At 74.1% G+C, this 20,084-nt stretch carries 19 protein-coding genes; 14 read left to right on the top strand and 5 right to left on the bottom strand.

The annotated features are described in order from the left end of the window. Positions 1-12: 12 nt before the first annotated feature. Genes ACWCYY_RS08020 through ACWCYY_RS08010 form a run of 3 tightly spaced genes read left to right on the top strand, consistent with a single transcriptional unit; the run spans position 13 to position 2,756 of the window. Positions 13-846, top strand: coding sequence for an alpha/beta fold hydrolase (locus tag ACWCYY_RS08020; RefSeq protein WP_449795473.1), 834 nt, complete (start codon positions 13-15; stop codon positions 844-846). A gap of 27 nt (positions 847-873) precedes the next feature. After that, positions 874-2,061 (top strand): ADP-ribosylglycohydrolase family protein, encoded by a 1,188-nt coding sequence (locus ACWCYY_RS08015; protein ID WP_449795472.1) that lies wholly within the window; start codon positions 874-876, stop codon positions 2,059-2,061. Positions 2,062-2,105: 44 nt separating this feature from the next. Next, entirely contained in the window at positions 2,106-2,756 is a 651-nt protein-coding gene (locus tag ACWCYY_RS08010) for an MOSC domain-containing protein (protein ID WP_345287704.1), read from the top strand. A gap of 28 nt (positions 2,757-2,784) precedes the next feature. Here ACWCYY_RS08010 and ACWCYY_RS08005 read toward each other — a convergent pair whose 3' ends face one another. Continuing rightward, positions 2,785-3,504 (bottom strand): GNAT family N-acetyltransferase, encoded by a 720-nt coding sequence (locus tag ACWCYY_RS08005; RefSeq protein ID WP_345287705.1) that lies wholly within the window; start codon positions 3,502-3,504, stop codon positions 2,785-2,787. Between the two features lie 649 nt (positions 3,505-4,153). Here ACWCYY_RS08005 and ACWCYY_RS08000 point away from each other — a divergent pair. Together ACWCYY_RS08000 and ACWCYY_RS07995 are read left to right on the top strand one after the other, a co-directional pair. Next, positions 4,154-5,098: a PAC2 family protein gene (locus ACWCYY_RS08000; protein ID WP_345287707.1), complete on the top strand. Its 945-nt coding sequence runs from the start codon at positions 4,154-4,156 to the stop codon at positions 5,096-5,098. A gap of 3 nt (positions 5,099-5,101) precedes the next feature. Beyond that, on the top strand, positions 5,102-5,992 hold the full coding sequence (locus tag ACWCYY_RS07995) for an SGNH/GDSL hydrolase family protein (RefSeq protein ID WP_449795471.1): 891 nt from the start codon (positions 5,102-5,104) through the stop codon (positions 5,990-5,992). A gap of 132 nt (positions 5,993-6,124) precedes the next feature. Here the strand turns inward: ACWCYY_RS07995 and nirD are convergent, their stop codons facing one another. Both nirD and nirB read right to left on the bottom strand, forming a co-directional pair. Next, positions 6,125-6,490 (bottom strand): nitrite reductase small subunit NirD, encoded by a 366-nt coding sequence (nirD, locus tag ACWCYY_RS07990; RefSeq protein ID WP_449795470.1) that lies wholly within the window; start codon positions 6,488-6,490, stop codon positions 6,125-6,127. Then, positions 6,487-9,084 carry a nitrite reductase large subunit NirB gene (gene nirB / locus ACWCYY_RS07985; protein WP_449795469.1) on the bottom strand — a complete coding sequence of 866 codons (2,598 nt, stop codon included), beginning with the start codon at positions 9,082-9,084 and terminating at the stop codon, positions 6,487-6,489. Before nirB ends, nirD begins: the two co-directional genes overlap by 4 nt. A 198-nt stretch (positions 9,085-9,282) precedes the next feature. Between nirB and ACWCYY_RS07980 the strand changes: the two genes are divergently transcribed. Beyond that, positions 9,283-9,927 carry a DJ-1/PfpI family protein gene (locus ACWCYY_RS07980; RefSeq protein ID WP_449795468.1) on the top strand — a complete coding sequence of 215 codons (645 nt, stop codon included), beginning with the start codon at positions 9,283-9,285 and terminating at the stop codon, positions 9,925-9,927. Further along, positions 9,924-10,385 carry a MarR family winged helix-turn-helix transcriptional regulator gene (locus ACWCYY_RS07975; protein ID WP_345287716.1) on the top strand — a complete coding sequence of 154 codons (462 nt, stop codon included), beginning with the start codon at positions 9,924-9,926 and terminating at the stop codon, positions 10,383-10,385. Before ACWCYY_RS07980 ends, ACWCYY_RS07975 begins: the two co-directional genes overlap by 4 nt. A 29-nt stretch (positions 10,386-10,414) precedes the next feature. Here the strand turns inward: ACWCYY_RS07975 and ACWCYY_RS07970 are convergent, their stop codons facing one another. Further along, entirely contained in the window at positions 10,415-11,374 is a 960-nt protein-coding gene (locus ACWCYY_RS07970; protein WP_449795467.1) for a GlxA family transcriptional regulator, read from the bottom strand. A 120-nt stretch (positions 11,375-11,494) separates the two neighbouring features. On the opposite strand from ACWCYY_RS07970, the gene ACWCYY_RS07965 reads away from it, so the two are divergent. The 7 genes from ACWCYY_RS07965 (at position 11,495) to ACWCYY_RS07935 (ending at position 18,909) form a co-directional block, all read left to right on the top strand. Beyond that, complete coding sequence (locus ACWCYY_RS07965; protein ID WP_449795466.1) at positions 11,495-12,433, top strand: NADP-dependent oxidoreductase; 939 nt, start codon at positions 11,495-11,497, stop codon at positions 12,431-12,433. A gap of 10 nt (positions 12,434-12,443) precedes the next feature. Beyond that, on the top strand, positions 12,444-13,046 hold the full coding sequence (locus tag ACWCYY_RS07960; protein WP_345287721.1) for a hypothetical protein: 603 nt from the start codon (positions 12,444-12,446) through the stop codon (positions 13,044-13,046). Between the two features lie 67 nt (positions 13,047-13,113). After that, positions 13,114-13,887: a sirohydrochlorin chelatase gene (locus ACWCYY_RS07955; RefSeq protein ID WP_345287723.1), complete on the top strand. Its 774-nt coding sequence runs from the start codon at positions 13,114-13,116 to the stop codon at positions 13,885-13,887. A 108-nt stretch (positions 13,888-13,995) separates the two neighbouring features. Next, positions 13,996-15,276: a deoxyguanosinetriphosphate triphosphohydrolase gene (locus tag ACWCYY_RS07950; RefSeq protein WP_345287724.1), complete on the top strand. Its 1,281-nt coding sequence runs from the start codon at positions 13,996-13,998 to the stop codon at positions 15,274-15,276. 9 nt (positions 15,277-15,285) lie between these two features. Beyond that, positions 15,286-17,196 carry a DNA primase gene (gene dnaG / locus ACWCYY_RS07945; protein WP_449795465.1) on the top strand — a complete coding sequence of 637 codons (1,911 nt, stop codon included), beginning with the start codon at positions 15,286-15,288 and terminating at the stop codon, positions 17,194-17,196. A 120-nt stretch (positions 17,197-17,316) separates the two neighbouring features. Next, positions 17,317-18,372: an RNA polymerase sigma factor gene (locus ACWCYY_RS07940; RefSeq protein WP_345287728.1), complete on the top strand. Its 1,056-nt coding sequence runs from the start codon at positions 17,317-17,319 to the stop codon at positions 18,370-18,372. 102 nt (positions 18,373-18,474) lie between these two features. Then, positions 18,475-18,909: a nuclear transport factor 2 family protein gene (locus ACWCYY_RS07935; protein WP_449795464.1), complete on the top strand. Its 435-nt coding sequence runs from the start codon at positions 18,475-18,477 to the stop codon at positions 18,907-18,909. Between the two features lie 22 nt (positions 18,910-18,931). On the opposite strand, the gene ACWCYY_RS07930 is transcribed toward ACWCYY_RS07935, so the two are convergent. Continuing rightward, positions 18,932-19,903 (bottom strand): glycoside hydrolase family 16 protein, encoded by a 972-nt coding sequence (locus ACWCYY_RS07930; protein ID WP_345287732.1) that lies wholly within the window; start codon positions 19,901-19,903, stop codon positions 18,932-18,934. Between the last annotated feature and the right edge of the window lie 181 nt (positions 19,904-20,084).

Raw genomic sequence — 20,084 nt, 5'->3', positions numbered from 1 at the left:
GAGGATCGGCCCATGGCTACCTTCTCCGCCCCTGACGGCACCCTGCTGACCCACCACCGCGAAGGCTCCGGCGAGCCGCTGCTCTGCCTGCCCGGCGGGCCGATGCGCGACTCCGCCTGCCTCGGTGACCTCGGCGGCCTGGCCGCCCACCGGACCCTGTACCGCCTCGACCTGCGCGGCACCGGCGACTCCGCCGTTCCGGCCGACCCGGAGACCTACCGGGTCGACCGCCAGGTCGAGGACGTCGAGGCCTTCCGGGCCGCGCTCGGGCTGGAGCGGGTGGACCTGCTGGCCCACTCGGCCGGCTCCGACCTGGCCGTGCTCTACGCCGCCGCGCACCCGGAGCGGATCGCCCGGCTGGTGCTGGTCACCCCGGCCGCCGCCGCGATCGACGTGCCGTTCACGGTGGAGGACCGCACCAAGGCGGCCGCGCAGCTGGCGGACGAGCCCTGGTACCCGAAGGCGGCCGCCGCGCTGGAGGCCACCAAGCGCGGCGTCTTCGACTTCGACGGCTTCGCCCCGCTGATCTACGGCCGGTGGGGTGCGGCCGAGCAGCAGCACGTCGTGGAGCGGGCCGACCAGGTCCACCCGGAGGCGGCGCAGTACTACTACCAGGAGGAGGCCTTCGAGCCGGCCGCCACCCGGGCCGCCCTGGCGCGGCTGGAGGCGCCGGTGCTGGTGGTGGCGGGCGAGTTCGACGGCGGGCCGACGCCGGCCCGGGCCGCCGAGATCGCCGCCGCCTTCCCGAAGGGCGAGCACGTCGTGCTGCCCGGCGTCGGCCACTTCCCGTGGATCGGCGAGCCGGCCCCGTTCGTGGCCGCCGTCCGCGAATTCCTGGACCGCTGAGCCCGGGGAGCGGCAGAATCGGGGGCAATGACCCCCTCCTACGACGCCCTGCTGGGCCTCAGCACGGGTGACTCCTTCGGCGCCCAGTTCTTCGTCCCCGACAACCGCGAGCACCTGACCGCCCGTCAACTCCCGCCCGGCCCCTGGCCGTGGACGGACGACACCGAGATGGCCTGCTCGGTGCACGCGGCCCTGACCGAACGGGGTGAGGTCGACGTCTTCGACCTCACCCACGCCTTCGCGAACCACCACGACTTCGACCGCGGCTACGGCCCCGCCGCCAACCGCCTGCTCCGCCTCGTCCGCGAGGGCGGTGACGCCCCGGCCCTGGCCGCCGCCCTCTTCGACGGCCAGGGCTCCTACGGCAACGGCGCCGCGATGCGGGTCGCGCCGCTGGGCGCCGCGTACGCGGACGACCCGGCGCGGGCGGTGGGGCCCGCCACCGCGACCGCCGTGATCACCCACACCCACCCGCAGGCGGTGGCCGGGGCGGTGGCCGTCGCGGTGGCGGCCGCGTACGCCGTCCGGGCCAGGACCGAGCCGACCACGCCGGAGGGTTTCCTGGGCGCGGTGCTGGCGCTCACCCCGGACGGTGCGGTGCGGCGCGGGATCGCCGAGGCCGTGACGCTGCTCGGGGAGGCCGATCACCGGACGGCGGCTCAGCTGCTCGGCAACGGCAGGCTGGTGAGCGCGGCGGACACCGTCCCGTTCGCCCTCTGGGCCGCCGCCCGCAACCTCGGTGACTACCCGTCAGCCCTCTGGGAGACCGTCTCGGCCGGCGGCGACGTCGACACCACCGCCGCGATCGTCGGCGGCGTGGTGGCCGCGCACACCGGGGCGGCGGGCATCCCGGACGCCTGGCTGGCCGCCGCCGAACCGCTGCCGGACTGGGCCTTCCCCGAGCCGGGCGGCGTGGCGGGCCCGCGCGGGCGGGCGGTCCTGCGGCCGGAGCCGGTCGCGTTCCCCGAGGTGGAGTGGACGTCCGAGGACTGGCAGCGCGTCAGGACCCGCGACCGGGAGCCGGGTGCGTGGTACCGCTACACCCGCGAGGGCGTGCTGCACCTGGGGCGGGACGGGGACGAGGTCTTCGCGGTCCTGGTGCGGGCGGTGCGCGGCCGCTTCCGGCCGGTGGCGGCGGTGGTGGAGACGGACCCGGGCCGGGCGGTCCCGGCCGATCCGGCGGGGGAGCTGGCGGGGCTGCTCCGGGCGCTCTGAAACCTGGGTGCGGGTGCGCGCGGGGGAGTCGTACGCTGCGCCACATGGCTCATCTACGCTCCGTCAACCTCGCCCGCCCGCGCCCCAATCCGGCCAAGCCGGAGACTGCGGGGACCGGCATCGACAAGCGCCCCACCGACCTCCCCGTCCTGGTCACCGCCCCCGGTGAGGGCGGCTCCGGCCTGGCCGGGGACGTGATCTTCGACACCGCCCACCACGGCGGCGCCGTCCAGGCCGTCTACGCCTATGCCGGGGAGACGCTGGACGCCTGGGCCGCCGAGCTCGGGCGGGAGCTCTCCGACGGCTCCTTCGGCGAGAACCTGACGACCAGTGGACTGGACGTCGACGGCGCCCTGATCGGCGAGCGCTGGCGGGTCGGCGAGCGGCTGCTGCTGGAGGTGACGGTGCCCCGGGTGCCGTGCTCCACCTTCGCCGACTGGCTGGAGGAGCAGCGCTGGGTGAAGCGCTTCACCCAGCGCGCGCTGCCCGGGGCCTACCTGCGGGTGCTGGAGCCCGGCGAGATCCGGGCCGGGGACGCCGTCACGGTGGAGCACCGCCCGGCGCACGACCTGACCGTGGCCGAGACCTTCCGCGCGCTGACCACCGAACCGGCCCTGCTGCCCCGGCTGGTGGACGTCGAGGAGCTCCCCGCCGAGACCCGCGAACGCGTCCGCGCCCGGCTCGCGAAGGGCTGATCCCCGCGCGGGCCGGGCCGACGGGCCGTCAGGCCGAGAGCAGCGTCGTGCCGGCGCCGAGGCACTCCTGCGGGAGCGTCCGGTCCGGCGCGCTCGGGGAGGTGGCGGCGGCGATCCGCAGTTCGATGATGTCCCGCACGGCGGGCCACTCCTCGTCCAGGATCGAGTAGAAGGCGGTCGAGCGGACCACGCCGTCCAGCCCGCGCGAGTGCGCGCGCCGCACGCCCTCGCAGGTGGCGCCGAGGCGTTCGATCGCCGCGCGCGAGCGCAGGTTCCGGGCGTCGGCCCGGAGCGAGATCCGCTGGACGCCCCAGTGCTCGAAGGCGTGACGGAGCATCAGCAGCTTGGCCTCGGTGTTGATCCCGGTGCCCTGGGCCTTGGCGGAGAGCCAGGTGGCGCCGATCTCGGCGGCGTCCGGCACGGCGTGCAGCGGATCGCCGACCGGCACGCCCGGGGTGGGCGGCCAGACGACCGGACCCTGCCAGTAGTCGAGCTCCTGGAACCGGGTCGAGCCCACCACCCGGTTGTCCGCCACCGCGACCGTGGCGAACGGCACCGAGCGGCCGGCCGCCTGGTCGGCCAGGGCGCGCGCGATGTACTCCCGGGCGGCTTCGAGGCCGTGCGGGACAGGAGTGAAGGCGTAGGTCGTACGGTCCTCAGCGCCGGCTTCGGCGAGTGCCTCGGCGTGGTGCATGGCGAGGGGCTCCAGCCGCACGGTGCGGCCGATGAGGGTGACGGGTACGGGCACGGAACCTTCGGTCCTTCGGCTGTCGGAGGGGCCCGAACGCCGTGGTACGGCACTCGGGCGGGACGTTTCGCCCCGGAACTCCGGGCCCGTCGGCCACATCTGCGTAGCCGGGAACGCCGGCGGTGGTGCGTGCAGGGGTGGCGACGGCCCGCATCCGGGCAGCGCGGTGCCGGAACGGACTCGGATCAACGGACCGGTCCGGCGGGGATGAGCGAGGGGACAGTGTGCGTCCGCGAGGTGGCCGAGAGGGTTGAGAGTGCGCGAAGAGAAACAGGCGGCCAAGTGAAGGCAAGGTGCAGTGGGGGTGTCTGCCCGCAGCGTATCCGGGCCGGACCGACGGCGTGACAGACGACCGTGGCGACGACGCGGCGATGCGAGGCAGCGAGAGGACGATACCCGCCCGGAGCCAATGCGTCACTTCACGGCGCGTCATCCGTGGCGCGTGCTGTCAGGTCGCCCGCCGTACTCCATCCGGCGAGCGCTCCGGCACGCCCCCCACCTGCGCTTTCGTACCCGGATGCGATGATTCTGGCGCGTTCGCCCCGCACGGCGGCCGGGGGGTCGGCAGAGTGGGAATGCCGGGGCCGCCGGGTGTGCTGGACTGAGCGAGTAGACGTAGGCAGACGACACGATCGGGGTTGGGTGCGCGGTGCGGGATCCCAAGGAGCTGTACACGCTGGAGCAGCAGGGCGTGGACGCGCTGGCCGCCGCCGGTGCCGCCGCCGGCCCGGACGGCGTCGGGCTGGTGCTGCTGTACCACTTCGAGGGCTTCATGGACGCCGGCGAGGCCGGCGGCCAGGTGGTCACCCACCTGCTGGAGCAGGGCTCCCCGCAGGTGGTGGCCCGCTTCGACCACGACCGCCTGGTCGACTACCGGGCGCGCCGCCCCGCGATGACCTTCGACCGCGAGAAGTGGACCGACTACGACCCGCCGGAGCTGCTGCTCCAGCTGGTCCACGACTCGGTCGGCACCCCCTTCCTGCTGCTCACCGGCCCGGAGCCGGACACCGAGTGGGAGCTCTTCGCGGCCGCCGTCCGGGAGTTGGCGGCCCGCTTCGAGGTGCGCCTGGCGGTCGACTTCCACGGCATCCCGATGGGCGTGCCGCACACCCGCCCGGTCGGCCTCACCCCGCACGGGAACAGGCTGGACCTGGCCGCCGGGTACCCCAAGTGGTTCGACCAGGCCCAGGTCCCGGGCAGCGCCCAGGCCCTGGTGGAGTACCGGCTGGCCGAGTCCGGGCAGGAGGTGCTCGGCTTCGCCGTGCACGTGCCGCACTACGTGGCCCGCTCGCCCTACCCGGCGGCGGCCGTGCTGATCCTGGAGGCGGTGCAGTCCGCCACCGGCCTGGTGCTGCCCGGCACCGAGCTGCGGGACAGGGTGGGCGAGGTCTACGCCGACATCGAGGAGCAGCTCTCCCAGGGGGACGGCGAGCTCGCCGCGGCCATCCGGGGGATGGAGAGCCAGTACGACGCGGTGGCCGGGGCGGAGGGCCGGGACAGCCTGCTCGCCGAGCCGGCCGACCTGCCGTCGGCGGACGAACTCGGCCGCCGGTTCGAGGAGTTCCTCGCCGAGCACGAGCGCGGCGGGGAGTAGGGCTTGCGGGGCAGGTGGTCGGGGCTGCTGATCGCGCCGGTGCTGCTGGCCGGCTGCACGGCCGCGGGTGGCGGCGCCCCCTCCGCGGAGGGGAGCACGGCCCCGCCCCCGGCGGCGGCCCCGGTGGGGCGGTACGTGGCGATGGGGGACTCGTACACCTCCGGCCTGGGCGTGCCGCCGCAGGGCGGTGACCCGGCCGGGTGCTTCCGCTCCGGGGTGAACTACCCGGCGCTGGTGGCGGAGGGGCTGAAGGCGGCCGAGTTCGCCGACGTCAGCTGCAGCTCGGCCCGGACACCGGACCTGACGGCACCCCAGAAGGTGAGGGGCGGGGTCAATCCGGCGCAGTTCGACGCGCTCTCGCCCGCCACCCGGCTGGTCACCCTGGGGATCGGGGCCAACGACGCCGGCTTCATGGAGGTGCTCACCCGCTGCGGCATGGCCGCCCTCGGCGGCCGGGGCTGCCGGGCCGAGTTCGCCGCCGAGGGCGGTGCGGACGAGGTGTCCGGGCGGATCGCGGCGGCCGGGGAGAAGGTCGGCGCGGCGCTGGCCGAGCTGAAGCGGCGGGCGCCGCAGGCCCGGGTGCTGGTGGTCGGCTACCCCGAGCTGTTCCCGGCCGATCCGGCCGGCTGCGCGCAGGCCCTCCCGGGCGTGGCGGCCGCCGACGTGGCGTACCTCACGGAGAAGCAGCGGGAGCTGGCGGCCGAGCTGCGCCGCCGCACCGAGGCCGCCGGGGCCGCCTACGTTCCCACCTTGGTGCCGGGCCGCGACATGTGCGCGGGGCCGGCGGCCCGCTGGGTCGAGCCGCTGGACGCGGCCGGCGGGCTCTCCCCGCTGCACCCGAACGCGGCGGGCGAGCGGGGCATGGCCGACGCCGTGCTGGCTGCCGTGCGCTGAGCCCGCGCTCCGTCGGACGGGGCACGGGCTCGGAGGAGGCGCGGGCTCGGACGCGCGCGGGTCCGGACGGGCGGGGGCCGGTGGCCGCAGATCAGGGCTTTTGACTGCGGCCACCGGGGTCCTGAGGGCGGGTCAGACGACCCGGGCGGGGTGGACGGCGACGGTGACGGCCTCGTCGTCCAGGCACTCGCCGGTGGCGAGGTCGAAGCGCTGCTTGAGGAGCGGCGAGGCGACGTACACCCGGCCGTCCGGGGTGGAGCCCAGCAGGCCCCGGGAGAGGACGTAGGCGCCGGTGAACGGGTCGCGGTTGGCGATGGCGTAGACCCGGCCCTGACGGTCCGTGAAGACGGCTGCCTGGCTGCCGTCGGGGAGCAGGACGGCGACGCCGCGGCCGGGGACGAGGCGGTCGCGGTCGCAGACCGGGACCCAGCCGTCGGAGGTGCGCAGTTCGACCCTGGCGAGGTCGGTGGCGGTCGCGGTGGCGAGGGCGGTGGTCATCGGACCTCCAGCAGGTCGGCGGAGAGCTTGGCGAGCAGCTGCTCCGGGGTGGCGAGGATCTCCAGGTCGGGCTTGACCTGGTCGCGCTCGGCGGTGAACCGGACGCTCGGGTCGGGCACGCCGGGGGCGTTGACGAAGGAGACGAAGCGGGAGAGCCGCTCCGGATCGGCCAGGGTGGCGGCCCACTCGTCCTGGTAGTCGGCGACGTGATGGGCCATCAGCGCCTCCAGGTCGGCTGCGATGCCGAGCGAGTCGTGCACCACCACGTCGCGGACGTGGTCGAGGCCGCCCTCGATCCGGTCCAGCCAGGTGGAGGTGCGCTCCAGCCGGTCGGCGGTGCGGATGTAGAACATCAGGAAGCGGTCGACGTAGCGGATCAGGGTCTCGTCGTCGAGGTCCTGGGCCAGCAGGTCGGCGTGCCGGGGGATCGCGCCGCCGTTGCCGCCGACGTAGAGGTTCCAGCCGTTGGCGGTGGCGATCACGCCGAAGTCCTTGGCCTGGGCCTCGGCGCACTCGCGGGCGCAGCCGGAGACGCCGGACTTGAACTTGTGCGGGGAGCGGAGCCCCCGGTAGCGCAGCTCCAGCTGGATCGCCATGCCCACCGAGTCCTGCACGCCGTAGCGGCACCAGGTGGAGCCCACGCAGGACTTCACGGTGCGCAGGGACTTCCCGTACGCGTGGCCGGACTCGAAGCCGGCCGCCACCAGCCGGTGCCAGATCTCCGGCAGCTGGTCCACCCGGGCGCCGAACATGTCGATCCGCTGGCCTCCGGTGATCTTGGTGTAGAGCCCGAAGTCCCGGGCCACCTCGCCGATCACGATCAGCTTCTCGGGGGTGATCTCGCCGCCGGGGATGCGCGGGACGATCGAGTAGGAGCCGTTCTTCTGGAGGTTGGCCAGGAAGTGGTCGTTGGTGTCCTGGAGGGCCGCCTGCTCGCCGTCCAGCACGTAGCCGGAGGCGGCCAGCTCGGGGGCCAGGGTGGCGATGATCGAGGCCACCGTGGGCTTGCAGACCTCACAGCCCTCGGCGTCCGTCAGGCGGCCGTGCTCGGCGAGCAGCTGACGGTGGGTCGGGATGCGCTTGACCCGGACGATCTCGTACAGCTCGGCGCGGGTGTGGGCGAAGCAGGGGCACAGGCCCTTGTCGACCACCACGCCCGAGGCCTCCAGCTCCTCGTTGACGATGGTGCCGAGCAGCTTGATGCAGGACCCGCAGCCGGTGCCCGCCTTGGTGCACTTCTTCACCTCGGGGACGGTGGTGCACTGGTGGTCCGTCACCGCGCCCCGGACGGTGCCCTTGGTGACGTTGTGGCAGCTGCAGACCACCGCGTCGTCCGGCAGTGCCGAACTGCCGAGCGAGACCGGGGCGCCGAGGCCGGCCGGGAGGACCAGCGACTCGGCCGGGACGGGCAGCGGGTTGCCGGTGCCGGCCAGCGGGCGGAGCGAGGAGTACGCCTCGGCGTCGCCGACCAGGATGCCGCCGAGCAGGGCGCCCTCGGGGGTGACCACCAGCTTCTTGTAGATGCCGGAGCGGGAGTCGGAGTAGACCACGTCCAGTGCGCCGGGGGTGGTGCCGAAGGCGTCGCCGAAGCTGGCCACGTCCACCCCGAGCAGCTTGAGCTTGGTGGAGAGGTCGGCGCCGGTGAACTCCTTGGCGGCCTGCCCGGCCAGCTGGTGCGCCACGCTGGCGGCCATCTCGTAGCCGGGGGCGACCAGGCCGTAGACCCGGCCGTCCACCGCGAGGGCGCACTCGCCGATCGCGTAGACGTGCTCGTCGGAGGTGCGGCAGAGGGCGTCCACCGCGATGCCGCCGCGCTCGCCGACGTCGAGGCCGCAGTCCCGCGCCAGCTGGTCGCGGGGGCGGATGCCGGCCGAGAAGACCACCAGGTCGGTGGCGATGGACGAGCCGTCGGTGAAGGTCATGCCGCTGGCGGCGCCGTCGGTGGCCAGGATGGCGCTGGTGCCGACGCCGGTGTGCACCACCACGCCCATCTCCTCGATGGTGCGGCGCAGTGCCTCGCCGCCGCCCTCGTCCACCTGGACGGGCATCAGGCGCGGGGCGAACTCGACCACGTGGGTCTCCAGGCCCAGGCCCTTGAGCGCCCCGGCCGCCTCCAGGCCGAGCAGCCCGCCGCCGACCACCGCACCGACCCTGGAGCCGGCCGCGTAGGCCTCGATGGCGTGCAGGTCCTCGATGGTGCGGTAGACGAAGCAGCCGTCGGCGTCCTTGCCCTCGACCGGCGGGACGAAGGGGTAGGAGCCGGTGGCCAGCACCAGGGTGTCGTAGGCGACGGTGTGCCCGGCGGCGGTGGTGACGGTCCGTCCGGCGCGGTCGACCGCGGTGACGGGGGAGTCCAGGTGGACCTCGAAGCCGTGGGCGTCGACGAAGCCGGGCTCGCCGAGCAGCAGGTCCTCCGGGGTCTTCCCGGCGAAGTACGAGGTCAGGGCGACCCGGTCGTAGGCGGGGCGGGGCTCCTCGGCGAGCACGACCACCCGGAAGCGGTCGGCGGCGCCGGTGTCGGCCAGGGCTTCCAGGAAGCGGTGGCCGACCATGCCGTATCCGACCAGGACGACGGCCGGCTTGGTGGTGGTCATCGGTGGGTCCCTCCGTGGTTCGTGCCCTGCGAGCTCTCGGTCCGAGCTTGATTCGTGGGTGTTAACCGGTGGGAGCAGGGCTGTTTCGCGGCCGGAACTTCGGCCTCAGCGGGGGCGGGGCGCCGATGTGAGACCGCAATGGACAGCATGCTGTCAATGTGACAGGATGCTGTCGACAGGGGGATTCGAGGAGGAGCCATGCAGCAGCGCACCGTTCACCTTGCCGTCTACGACACGCTCGCCGACTGGGAGTACGGCCACGCCGTCGCCCACCTGCGCAACGGGATGGCCCACCGGGCGTCCGGCCCGGCCTTCGAGATCCGCACCGTCGGGCTCGGGGGCGCCTCGGGCGCGGTCACCACCATGGGCGGGCTGCGGGTGCTGCCCGACCTCCCGCTGGACGCGCTGGCGCCGGAGGAGAGCGCGATGCTGATCCTGCCGGGAGCCGGGCTCTGGGACGCGGGCGAGGAGTTGGCGCCGTTCGCGAAGAAGGCGGCGGAGTTCGTGGCGGCCGGGGTGCCGGTGGCGGCGATCTGCGGGGCGACGGCCGGGCTGGCCCGCGAGGGACTGCTGGACGGGCGGGCGCACACCTCGGCGGCGGCGGAGTACCTGGGCTTCCAGCCGGGCTACCAGGGGGCCGCGGACTACCGGGAGACGGAGGCCGTCACCTCCGCGGACGGGCTGCTGGTCACCGCCGGGCCGACCGAGCCGGTGGCCTTCGCCCGGGAGGTGCTGGGCCGCCTGGACGTGATGGAGCCGGCGGTGCTGGACGCCTGGTACCGGCTGTTCCGCCACTCCGACGCGAGCGCCTACCCGGTGCTGGAAGCGGCGGCCCAGCGGTGAGCCAACTCCCCACGGCAGCCTCCTCGTTGAGCCGCTCGGCGCTGGCGGTCTTCCGGCTCAACGGCCAGTTCCTCGGCGTGGCCGAGGAGTTGGCCGCTCCGGCCGGGCTGACGGCGGCCTGGTGGCAGGTGCTCGGCGCGGTGCTGTCCGAGCCGCTGCCGGTGGCCGGCATCGCCCGCGCGATGGGCATCACCCGGCAGAGCGTCCAGCGGATCGCCGACCTGCTGGTGGAGAAGGGGCTGGCCGAGTACCGGCCCAACCCGGCGCACCGCCGGGCCAAGCTGCTCGCGCCCACCGAGGAGGGCTACGCGGCCGTCGCCCGGATCACCCCGGGGCACGCCGTGACCGCCGCGGCACTGGCCGAACGGCTGGGCGGAGAGGCGGAGTTCGCGGCCGTGGCGGAGGTGCTGGAGCGGCTCGGACGCGCGCTGGACTCCCTGGCGGCGGGCGAGCGGTAGGCGGGGCGGTCCGGGGCGGGCAGCCCGGGTCAGGCCGGGGTGCGGAAGGACTGGCGGTAGGCGAGCGGGGCGACGCCGATGGTGCCGGAGAGGTGCTGGCGCAGCGAGACGGCGGTGCCGAAGCCGGAGCGGTGGGCGACCTCGTCCACCGGGAGGTCGGTGGTCTCCAGCAGCCGGCGGGCGTGGTCCACCCGCCGGTGGATCAGCCACTGGCCCGGCGGCAGGCCGGTCTCGTCCTTGAAGCGGCGGCAGAAGGTGCGCACGCTCATCCGGGCGTGCGCCGCCAACTCGGCCAGCGGGAGCGGCTGGTGGAGGTTGGCCAGGGCCCAGGCCCGGGTGGCCGCCGTGCTCGCCTCCTCCGGTTCGGGCACCGGCCGCTCGATGTACTGGGCCTGTCCGCCCTCCCGCCACGGCGGCACCACGCAGAGCCGGGCCACCCGGTTGGCCACCTCGGAGCCGTGGTCGCGCCGGATCAGGTGCAGGCAGAGGTCGATCCCGGCCGCCGAGCCGGCGGCGGTGAGGACCTCGCCGTTGTCGACGAAGAGCACGTCCGCGTCCACCCGCACCAGGGGGTAGGCCCGCTGGAAGTCGCCGGCGTCGGTCCAGTGGGTGGTGGCCGGCCGGCCGTCCAGCAGGCCGGCGGCGGCCAGCACGTAGGAGGCGGTGCAGATCGAGACGATCCGCGCCCCGGGGCGCAGCAGCTTCAGGGCCCTCGCCAACTCGGCCGGGAGCCAGTCCTGTTGGTCCGCCGATTCGCAGGTGAACGGCGGGATCACCAGGGTGTCGGCGGTCGCGATCACCTCGGCCCCGTGCGGCACCTGCACCGTGAAGTCGGCCTCGGTGCGGACCGGGCCGCCGTCCAGCGAGCAGGTCACCACCTCGTACAGCGGGGTGCCGTCGGGGGCGGCGGCCACGCCGAAGATGCGGTTGGGGATGGAGAGCTCGAAGGGGTAGACGCCGTCCAGGGCGAGGGTGACCACACGGTGCATGGCGAGATCCTTTCAGATATCGGCAATCTTGCCACTCGTTCGGGGCGGCCAGCTGCGGGATCTTGGTGTCAGGCGGCCGGACGGTCCGCCGGAAACCCCTTCCGAGCAGGAGAGATGACGATGCGTGCGATCAGCCAGAACGAGTTCGGCGGCCCCGAGGTCCTGGAGGTCGTGGAGGTGGAGCGGTCGGAGCCCGGCGTGGCGGAGGTGCTGGTGCGGGTCCTGGCCACCTCGGTCAACCCGACCGACGTCTGGCACCGGAGCAGCGGCGGTCTGGCCGGCCGGATCGTGCCGCTGGGCTGGGACGTCTCCGGCGTGGTCGAGGCGGTCGGCATCGGCGTCACCACCCTGGCCGTCGGCGACGAGGTCTTCGGCATGCCGCGCCACCCCGCCCCGGCCGGGACCTACGCCGAGTACGTCACCGTCCCGGCCCGCCACCTGGTGCGCAAGCCGGACGCGCTGACGCACGTTCAGGCGGCTGCCGTGCCGCTGGTCGGCATGACGGCCTGGCAGGCCCTGGTGGACACCGCCGACGTGCGGCCCGGTCAGCGGGTGCTGGTGCACGCGGCGGCAGGAGGTGTCGGCCACCTCGCGGTGCAGATCGCCAAGGCCCGCGGCGCGTACGTGATCGGCACCGCCCGGTCCGCGAAGCACGACTTCCTGCGCGCCCTCGGCGCGGACGAGGTGGTGGACTACACGGCCGTGGACTTCGAGGAGGTGGTCGAGCCGGTGGACGTGGTGGTCGACCCGGTCGGCGGTGAGTACGGCCCGCGCTCGCTCCGGGTGCTGCGGCCGGGCGGCGTCCTGGTCTCGCTGGCCTCCCCGGCCGAGCAGTACCTCGCCGAGCAGGCCGCCGCGCTCGGCCTGCGGGCCGGCTTCATGGCCGTCGAGGCCGACCAGGCGGGCCTGCGGGAGCTGGCCGCCCTCGCCGAGCAGGGGCTGCTGCGGCCCGAGGTGAGCGCCGAACTCCCGCTGGAGCGCGTCGCCGAGGCCCACGAGCTCAGCCAGACCGGCCGCACCTCCGGCAAGATCGTGCTCTCCGTCGGACCCCGGTCCTAGCCTTCGCGGTATGACGACACTGCTGGACGGACTGGACGACCTCCCGTGGGCGGGCATGCGGGTGCCGGGGCCCGGCCGCGACGCCGGGAACATCCCGGTCGCCCTCCGGGCGATGGAGACGGGGGAGGAGGGCACCACCGACATCTGGGGGGCCGCGGCGGACGCCGCGCACGAGTGCTACGACATCGCCTCCAACCGCTACTCCGAGGCGGCCGAGCACCTGGTGCCGTTCCTCACGGCGCTCTGCGCCTCTCCCACCGCCGAGGCGGCCGTCGAGGCCGCCGGCGTGCTCTACGACCTGGCCTTCGCCGAGCCCGACGACTCGGAGGAGGCGGCGGGGAACACCGGGATGCTGGAGCGCGTCCGGGGCCTGCTGCTGACGGGGCGTCCGGTCTACTACGCGATGCTGGAGCGCCCCGAGCCGGCGGTGCGGCGGGCGGGCTGGGAGTTGCTCTACGCCATCGACTGCGGAGCGCCGCACCACGCGGCGGCCCTCGAACGGGCCTGGCTGACCGAGACCGACGAGGAGACCCGCCGGATGGTGGAGCACCACCGCGAGTCCCTGGTGGTCGACGAGGACGAGCCGATGTTCGGCGCGCACGTCCCGCTGTGAGCTCCGGTTAACGGGGGGTTGATCTGGACGGGCCCGGGGTGAAACAGGGGCCGGGCATGCTGGGGGCATGACGACGACCTCCACCACCACCGCCGGCCCGGTGCGCCGGGTGCTCCCGCCCGTCCGGGTGCTGCACGCGGCCCGCCGTCCGGCCCTGGTGCTGGTGGCGCACGGCTCTCGGGATCCGGAGACGGCGGTCGAGATCGGCCGGCTGGCCGCGCTGCTGCGCGTCCGACGGCCCGAACTCGACGTCCGGATCGCCCACTTGGGGCTGAACGCACCGCTGCTGCCCGAGGTGCTGGACGAGCTGCGCGGCCCGGCCGTCCTGGTGCCGCTGCTGCTCAGCCGGGGGTACCACGTCAAGGTGGACCTGCCCGCGCTGGTGGCGGCCGCGCCGCAGGTGACCGGGGTGGTGACGGCCCCGCTCGGGCCCGACCGGCTGCTCGCCGAGCTGCTCACCGAACGTCTGGTGGAGGCGGGTTGGGGGCCGGAGGGCGACGCGGTGGTGCTCGCCTCGGCCGGTTCCCGCGATCCGGACGCCGCCACCGACACCGAGGCCCAGGCGGCCCTGCTGGCCGCGCGCCTCGGCGTCCCGGTCCGGGTCGGCACCGTCGCGGCGGGCGGGCCGAGCGTGACGGAGGCGGTCGCCGGCCTCACGGCGGAAGGCCACCGCCGGATCGCGGTCGCCTCGTACTTCACCGCCCCGGGGGACTTCGCCCGGCTGGCGGCCGCCGCGGCGCCGTGGATCACCGCGGCCCCGCTGGGGGCCCATCCGGGCATGGCCGAGCTGGTGCTGTCGCGGTACCAGTCGGCGGTCCGCCCGGCGGTGGTGGCGGCGTAGCGGGAGCCGGCCGGCCGGGGTGGCTCCGGTGGCGTTCGTCCGTCGTACGGTGCGCGTTCGTGTGTGGTGCTGATGGAATGTCGGCTGTCCGGCGTACGGTACTTCCATATGGACGACACCGCGTACGACCCCGCAGCCGAAGCCCGATGGGTGCCCGAGCCGGACAAGCGGCCGGGCCGGACGGCGTTCCAGCGTGACCGCGCGCGGGTGCTGCACTCGGCAGCCCTGCGCCGCCTGGCCGGCACCACCCAGGTGGTGGCCCCGATGCGCAGTGACTTCCCGCGGACCAGGCTCACGCACTCGCTCGAATGCGCGCAGGTGGGGCGGGAGTTGGGAGCGGCCCTGGGCTGCGACCCGGATCTGGTGGAGACGGGCTGCCTGGCCCACGACATCGGCCACCCGCCGTTCGGCCACACCGGCGAGGAGGCGCTCGACCAGGCCGCCCGCAGCTGCGGCGGCTTCGAGGGGAACGCGCAGTCGCTCCGCATCCTGACCCGCCTGGAGCCCAAGCGCTTCGCGCCGCCCGGCGAGCCCGCCGCCGCGCTGGCCCCGCGTCCGGGCCACGGCGTCGGCCTCAACCTCACCCGCGCCGCGCTGGACGCCGCCACCAAGTACCCCTGGCCGCACGGCGCCCACCCCACCGACCCGGCCTCCACCAAGTTCGGCGTCTACGCCGACGACCTTCCGGTCTTCCGCTGGCTGCGCACCGGTGCGCCGGAGCTGCGCAAGTGCTTCGAGGCCACCGTGATGGACTGGTCCGACGACGTGGCGTACTCCACCCACGACGTGGAGGACGGCATCCAGGCCGGGCACGTCGACCCGGCGGCGCTGCGCTCGGCCGAGGAGCGGTCCGAGCTGTTCAAGATCGCGGACCGGTACGCCGCGGCGGAGCCCGAGGAGTTCGGCGCCGCGCTGGACAGGCTGCAGGGCGAGGAGTGGTGGCCGCGCGGCTACGACGGTTCGGCCCGAGCCCGGGCCGGGCTCAAGGACCTGACCAGCCAGCTGATCGGCCGCTTCTGCCTGGCCGCCGAGCAGGCCACCCGGGCCCGCTACGGCCCGGGCCGGCTGACCCGCTACGCCGCCGAGCTGGTGGTGCCGCAGGAGGTCCGGGTCGAGGTCGCGGTGCTCAAGGCCGTCGCCGTCCGGTACGTGATGCAGCGCGACGAGCAGGCACAGCTCCGCGCCCGCCAGCGGATCGTGATCGCCGAGCTGGCCGACGTGCTGGCCCGCACCGCCCCGTACGGGCTGGACCCGGTCTTCGCCGCCCTGTACGAGGAGGCCGAGGACGACCGGGCCGCCCTGCGCGCGGTGATCGACCAGATCGCCACCCTCACCGATGCCTCCGCCCTCGCCCTGCATTCCCGCTTGGTCGAGTCGAAGGCGACGTAGACTTCCGGGGTGGCAGGCCGGATCAAGGATGAAGACGTACAGCGGGTGCGCGACGCGCTGCCCATCGACGCGGTCGTCAACGACTACGTCCAGCTGACCAACGGGGGCGGCAGCCAGCTCAAGGGCGTCTGCCCGTTCCACGACGAGAAGTCCGCCTCCTTCTACGTCCATCCCGGCAAGGGCGTGTTCCACTGCTTCGGCTGCGGCGAGAGCGGCGACACGATCACCTTCCTGATGAAGATCGAGCACTTCTCGTTCGCCGAGGCCGTCGAGCGGATGGCCGCCCAGGCCGGGATCACCCTGCGGTACGAGGAGGGCGGCTACTCGCCCCGCCAGCAGCAGGGCGAGCGCACCCGGCTGGTCGAGGCGCACAAGGTGGCCGCGGCCTTCTACCAGGAGCAGCTGGAGTCCGCGGAGGCCGAGATCGGCCGCCGCTTCCTGGCCGAGCGCGGCTTCGACGCCGAGGCGGCCAAGCACTTCGGGGTCGGCTACGCCCCGGCGGGCTGGGAGCACCTGGTCCGCTACCTGCGCGGCAAGGGCTTCTCCGACAAGGAGATCCTGCTCGGCGGCCTGGCCTCGCAGGGGCAGCGCGGCGGCCTGATCGACCGCTTCCGGGGCCGGCTGGTCTGGCCGATCCGGGACAGCGGCGGCGAGGTGATCGGCTTCGGTGCCCGGCGGCTGCGCGAGGACGACAACGGGCCGAAGTACCTGAACACCCCCGAGACGCCGATCTACAAGAAGTCCCACGTGCTCTACGGCCTCGACCTGGCGAAGAAGGAGATCGCCAAGTCCGGCCGGGCGGTGGTGGTCGAGGGCTACACCGACGTGATGGCCTGTCACCTGGCCGGCGTCACCTCGGCGGTGGCCACCTGCGGCACCGCCTTCGCCGAGGACCACATCAAGATCATCCGTCGGCTGCTGATGGACACCTCCACCTACCGAGGCGAGACGGTCTTCACCTTCGACGGCGACGCCGCCGGGCAGAAGGCCGCACTGCGCGCGTTCGAGGACGACCAGAAGTTCGCCGCCCGCACCTCGATCGCCATCACCCCGGGCGGCATGGACCCGTGCGAGCTCCGGCTGGCCAAGGGCGACGAGGCGGTCCGCGAGCTGATCGACAACCCGGTGCCGCTCTTCGAGTTCGCGCTGCGCTCCGCCGTGGACCGCCACCGGGTGGACACCCCCGAGGGGCGGGCCGCGGCGCTGGAGGAGGCCTCGGCGATCATCGTCAAGATCAAGGACCGCTCGATCCAGCACGAGTACGCCGTCCGGCTGGCCGGCCTGCTGGGCATCCTGGACGAGCAGTTCGTGGTCCGGCGGATCTCCCAACTCGCCCGCTGGCAGCGGGAGAACCAGCAGAACGGGAACCGTCAGCTCCGCCGCCCCGGCGGCCCCGCGGCCGCCGTTCCCGCCCAGCCCGTCCGTCCCGCCTACCGCCTGGACCCGCGGGACCCGGCCCAGTTCGTGGAGCGCGAGCTGCTCAAGCTGGCCCTCCAGCACCCGGACCTGGTCAGCCCGGCCTTCGACAACTACGGCGACGACGAGTTCCCCACCCCGCCCTACACCGCCGTCCGCCAGGCGATCCGGGCGGCCGGCGGCGCGGCCTACGGCGCGACCCTGCCGGACTTCACCGCAGTCGTCCGGGAGGCCTGCCCGGACGACCAAGTGCGCTCCCTGGTCACCGAGTTGACGGTGGAGCCGATCCGCACCCGGCGGGCCGCCGACACCATCTACGCGGGGGAGTTCCTGGTCAAGCTCCGCCTCCAGGCGGTGGACCGCCGGATCGCCGAGGTCCGCGGCCACCTGCAGCGGCTCGACCGGCGCGGCACCCCCGAGGAGCTGAACGCCGTCCAGGGCGAGCTGTGGGCCCTCCAGCAGTACGCCCAGAACCTCCGCAGCAGGGGCGCCGCCGGGCTCTGACGGCACTGCGCGGGCCCCGGAGTGACCTGAGTCACAGTCACCCGAATCCCCGGGCGCCGAGCTGGGTATCCCAACCCTTGTGGCGCGGCCTCCCCCACGGCCGTGCACCGCCGAGGGAGGATGCCCGTGGAGCTCTCCGCCGTGCAAACCGCCGTCGAACCGGCGGAGTCCGAGCCGGACGCGACCGGCCCCGCCGAGGTGGTCGAGGCGGTCGAGGCCGTCGCGCCGGGCGAGCCGGACGAGGCCCCGGCGCCGGACGAGACGGCCGGCCCGGCCGCCGACCTGCTGCGTCAGTACCTGCGCGAGATCGGCCGGATCCGGTTGCTCACCGCCGTCGAGGAGGTCGAGCTGGCCCGGCAGATCGAGGCCGGTCTCTTCGCCGAACAGGCCCTCCAGCAGGGCGGGTTGGACGAACGGCTGACGGTCGAGCTGGCCGTCCTGGTCCGGCTCGGCCACCGGGCCAAGCGCCGCCTGATCGAGGCCAACCTCCGCCTGGTGGTCTCCGTCGCCAAGCGCTACGTCGGCCGCGGCCTCACCCTGCTCGACCTGGTCCAGGAGGGGAACCTCGGGCTGATCCGCGCGGTGGAGAAGTTCGACTACGCGCGCGGCTACAAGTTCTCCACCTACGCGACCTGGTGGATCCGGCAGGCGATGAGCCGGGCGCTGGCCGACCAGGCCCGCACCATCCGGGTGCCGGTGCACGTGGTCGAGCTGATCAACCGGGTGATCCGGGTCCAGCGCACCATGCTCCAGGAGCGCGGCACCGTGCCCAGCGCGGCCGAGGTCGGCGAGGCGCTGGAGCTGACCGAGGCCCGGGTGCTGGAGATCCTGCGGCTGGCCCAGGAGCCGGTCTCGCTGCACACCCCCGTGGGCGACGAGGACGAGGTCGCCCTCGGCGACCTGATCGAGGACGCCGACGCCGCCTCGCCCGTCGAGACCGCCGCCTTCCTGCTGCTGCGCCAGCACCTCGGCGCCGTCCTGGACACCCTCGGGGAGCGCGAGCGCCAGGTCGTCCAGCTCCGCTACGGCCTGGACGACGGGCACCCCCGCACCCTGGAGGAGATCGGCCACCTCTTCGGCGTCACCCGCGAGCGGATCCGCCAGATCGAGGCCAAGACGCTCTCCCGCCTGCGCGCCCACGCCTTCACCGCCCAGCTCCGCGCCTACCTGGACTGAGCCTTACCCCGGAGGTAATCGCGCCGGGCGTCCGCCGTTGGCGATGATGACGGCAACGCCGCACCGCCCCCGGTCGCGGCACCGAGGCAGGGGAGGCCCGCCATGTCGTCAACTTCCTTCACCGGAACCCGAGTCGTGGTCGAGGAACTGCTGCGCCGGATCGGCGCGGGTGACCCCGAGCGGATCGCGGAGCTCTACGCCGAGCACGGCGACTGGAAGCTCTCCTGGCCCGCCGCGGAGCACGGCCGCCCCGCCACCCCGTGGATCCGGAGCCGTGCCACCCGGGCCGAAGCGGCCGACCACTTCCGGGAGTTGGCCGCCCACCACGTCCCGGAGGTCGCGGCCACCACCGTCGAGCGGATCCTGGTCGACGGCCCGGAGGCCGTGGTCCTCGGCGAGATCCGCCAGACCGCCCGCCCCACCGGCCGCCCGTACCGGGCCCGTTTCGCCCTCCACCTCACCGTGGAGGCGGGCCTGATCGTCCGTCACCACGTCTACGAGGACAGCCTCGCGGTGGCCGCCGCCTTCGAGGGATGACGCTCCGACTGCCCCGGCGGCCTCAGGACTTGGGCAGGGTGTCCACGAAGTCGGTGCCGGCGGCGTAGAAGCCGTCCACCGTCTTCTGGACGTCCGCGTAGGAGACGGCCGTGGCGTCCTTGTAGTAGAACCAGTTGACCTTCAGGTCCCAGGCGCGCTGCCCGCCGAGCGAGGGCAGCAGGTCGACGAACCAGTTGCTGAAGTGGACGTTCATCTTCTCGCGCGGCACGTAGTTCCCGGTGCTGGTGAACAGCTCCTTGCCGTCCATCGAGTAGGTGGCCTTCCCGTCGACGGCGGTGACCATCATGACGTGCCAGCCCTCGAGGCGCTGCTTGTGCGGCTTGGTGACGCGGTCCGCCGGGTCCGCCTTGAACCAGCTGGTGGTGTCCAGTTGGGGGCCGGGGTTGCCCCAGCCGCCGTTCGGCATGTACTCGAAGTCGAGCTCGCTGTAGTTCGGCGAGTCGTCGGAGGTGGAGATCGGGAAGTAGGACTGGACGACGTGGTCGCCGTTCTTTCCGCTGACCGGCTTGTCGCTGAGGTGGATCCTGGCGGCGAAGGTGCCGTTGAGGAGCTTGGTGCCGGTGGTCTGGATCTCGACCTGCTTGGTGCCCTTCGCTGTGCCGTCGGTGGTGGCCCGCAGCTGGAGGGTCCGGCCGCCCTGGGCGGTGGTGTCGGCGGGGAAGCTCGCGCCGGCGTCGGACCAGGTGTCCTTGATCCCGGGGCCGCCCTCGCCGGTGCGGACCTCCCAGCCGTGCGCGGTGAGCGCGGGATCGGTGGGGCCGGTGTAGCGGAAGCTGTCGAAGAGGGTCCCCGGAGGGCCGGTCGGCGTCGGCGTGGCGGCGGCCGGGGAGCCGCCCTTCGCCGTCCCGGCGGGGCCGCCGCCGGAGGCGCCGGAGACCGGGCCGCCGGAGCAGGCGGCGAGCGTGCCCAGCAGGACCGGGAGGGCCAGGAGGCTCCACCCGCGGTGACGGCGGGGGCGGCGGGGCTGACTCACGCGGGCTCCTCGGGGTACCGGTCGCACATGCGTGCCGATCGGGTGGGAGGCACATCCTAACGGGGTACGAAGGGCCCGCTCGAACACGTCGGCGGGCATTGCGATCCGGTCACAGCCCTCTCTCGGAACGGGCCAAATCCACCCATCGCGGCCAATTCGCTCTGAGGGTTGCACTAGCGTT

The sequence above is a fragment of the Kitasatospora sp. NPDC001664 genome (assembly GCF_053596675.1).
This window is presented reverse-complemented; position numbering and strand designations above follow the sequence as displayed.

What these genes read in the sequence shown, in the direction of transcription:
- ACWCYY_RS07980 (WP_449795468.1), top strand. Translation starts at nt 9,283, where the DNA reads ATGCAGCAGCGCACCGTTCACCTTGCCGTCTACGACACGCTCGCCGAC.
- ACWCYY_RS08020 (WP_449795473.1), top strand. Translation starts at nt 13, where the DNA reads ATGGCTACCTTCTCCGCCCCTGACGGCACCCTGCTGACCCACCACCGC.
- ACWCYY_RS07950 (WP_345287724.1), top strand. Translation starts at nt 13,996, where the DNA reads ATGGACGACACCGCGTACGACCCCGCAGCCGAAGCCCGATGGGTGCCC.
- ACWCYY_RS07960 (WP_345287721.1), top strand. Translation starts at nt 12,444, where the DNA reads ATGACGACACTGCTGGACGGACTGGACGACCTCCCGTGGGCGGGCATG.
- ACWCYY_RS08015 (WP_449795472.1), top strand. Translation starts at nt 874, where the DNA reads ATGACCCCCTCCTACGACGCCCTGCTGGGCCTCAGCACGGGTGACTCC.
- ACWCYY_RS07935 (WP_449795464.1), top strand. Translation starts at nt 18,475, where the DNA reads ATGTCGTCAACTTCCTTCACCGGAACCCGAGTCGTGGTCGAGGAACTG.
- ACWCYY_RS07970 (WP_449795467.1), bottom strand. Translation starts at nt 11,374, where the DNA reads ATGCACCGTGTGGTCACCCTCGCCCTGGACGGCGTCTACCCCTTCGAG.
- ACWCYY_RS07955 (WP_345287723.1), top strand. Translation starts at nt 13,114, where the DNA reads ATGACGACGACCTCCACCACCACCGCCGGCCCGGTGCGCCGGGTGCTC.
- nirD (WP_449795470.1), bottom strand. Translation starts at nt 6,490, where the DNA reads ATGACCACCGCCCTCGCCACCGCGACCGCCACCGACCTCGCCAGGGTC.
- ACWCYY_RS08010 (WP_345287704.1), top strand. Translation starts at nt 2,106, where the DNA reads ATGGCTCATCTACGCTCCGTCAACCTCGCCCGCCCGCGCCCCAATCCG.
- ACWCYY_RS07940 (WP_345287728.1), top strand. Translation starts at nt 17,317, where the DNA reads ATGCCCGTGGAGCTCTCCGCCGTGCAAACCGCCGTCGAACCGGCGGAG.
- nirB (WP_449795469.1), bottom strand. Translation starts at nt 9,084, where the DNA reads ATGACCACCACCAAGCCGGCCGTCGTCCTGGTCGGATACGGCATGGTC.
- ACWCYY_RS07965 (WP_449795466.1), top strand. Translation starts at nt 11,495, where the DNA reads ATGCGTGCGATCAGCCAGAACGAGTTCGGCGGCCCCGAGGTCCTGGAG.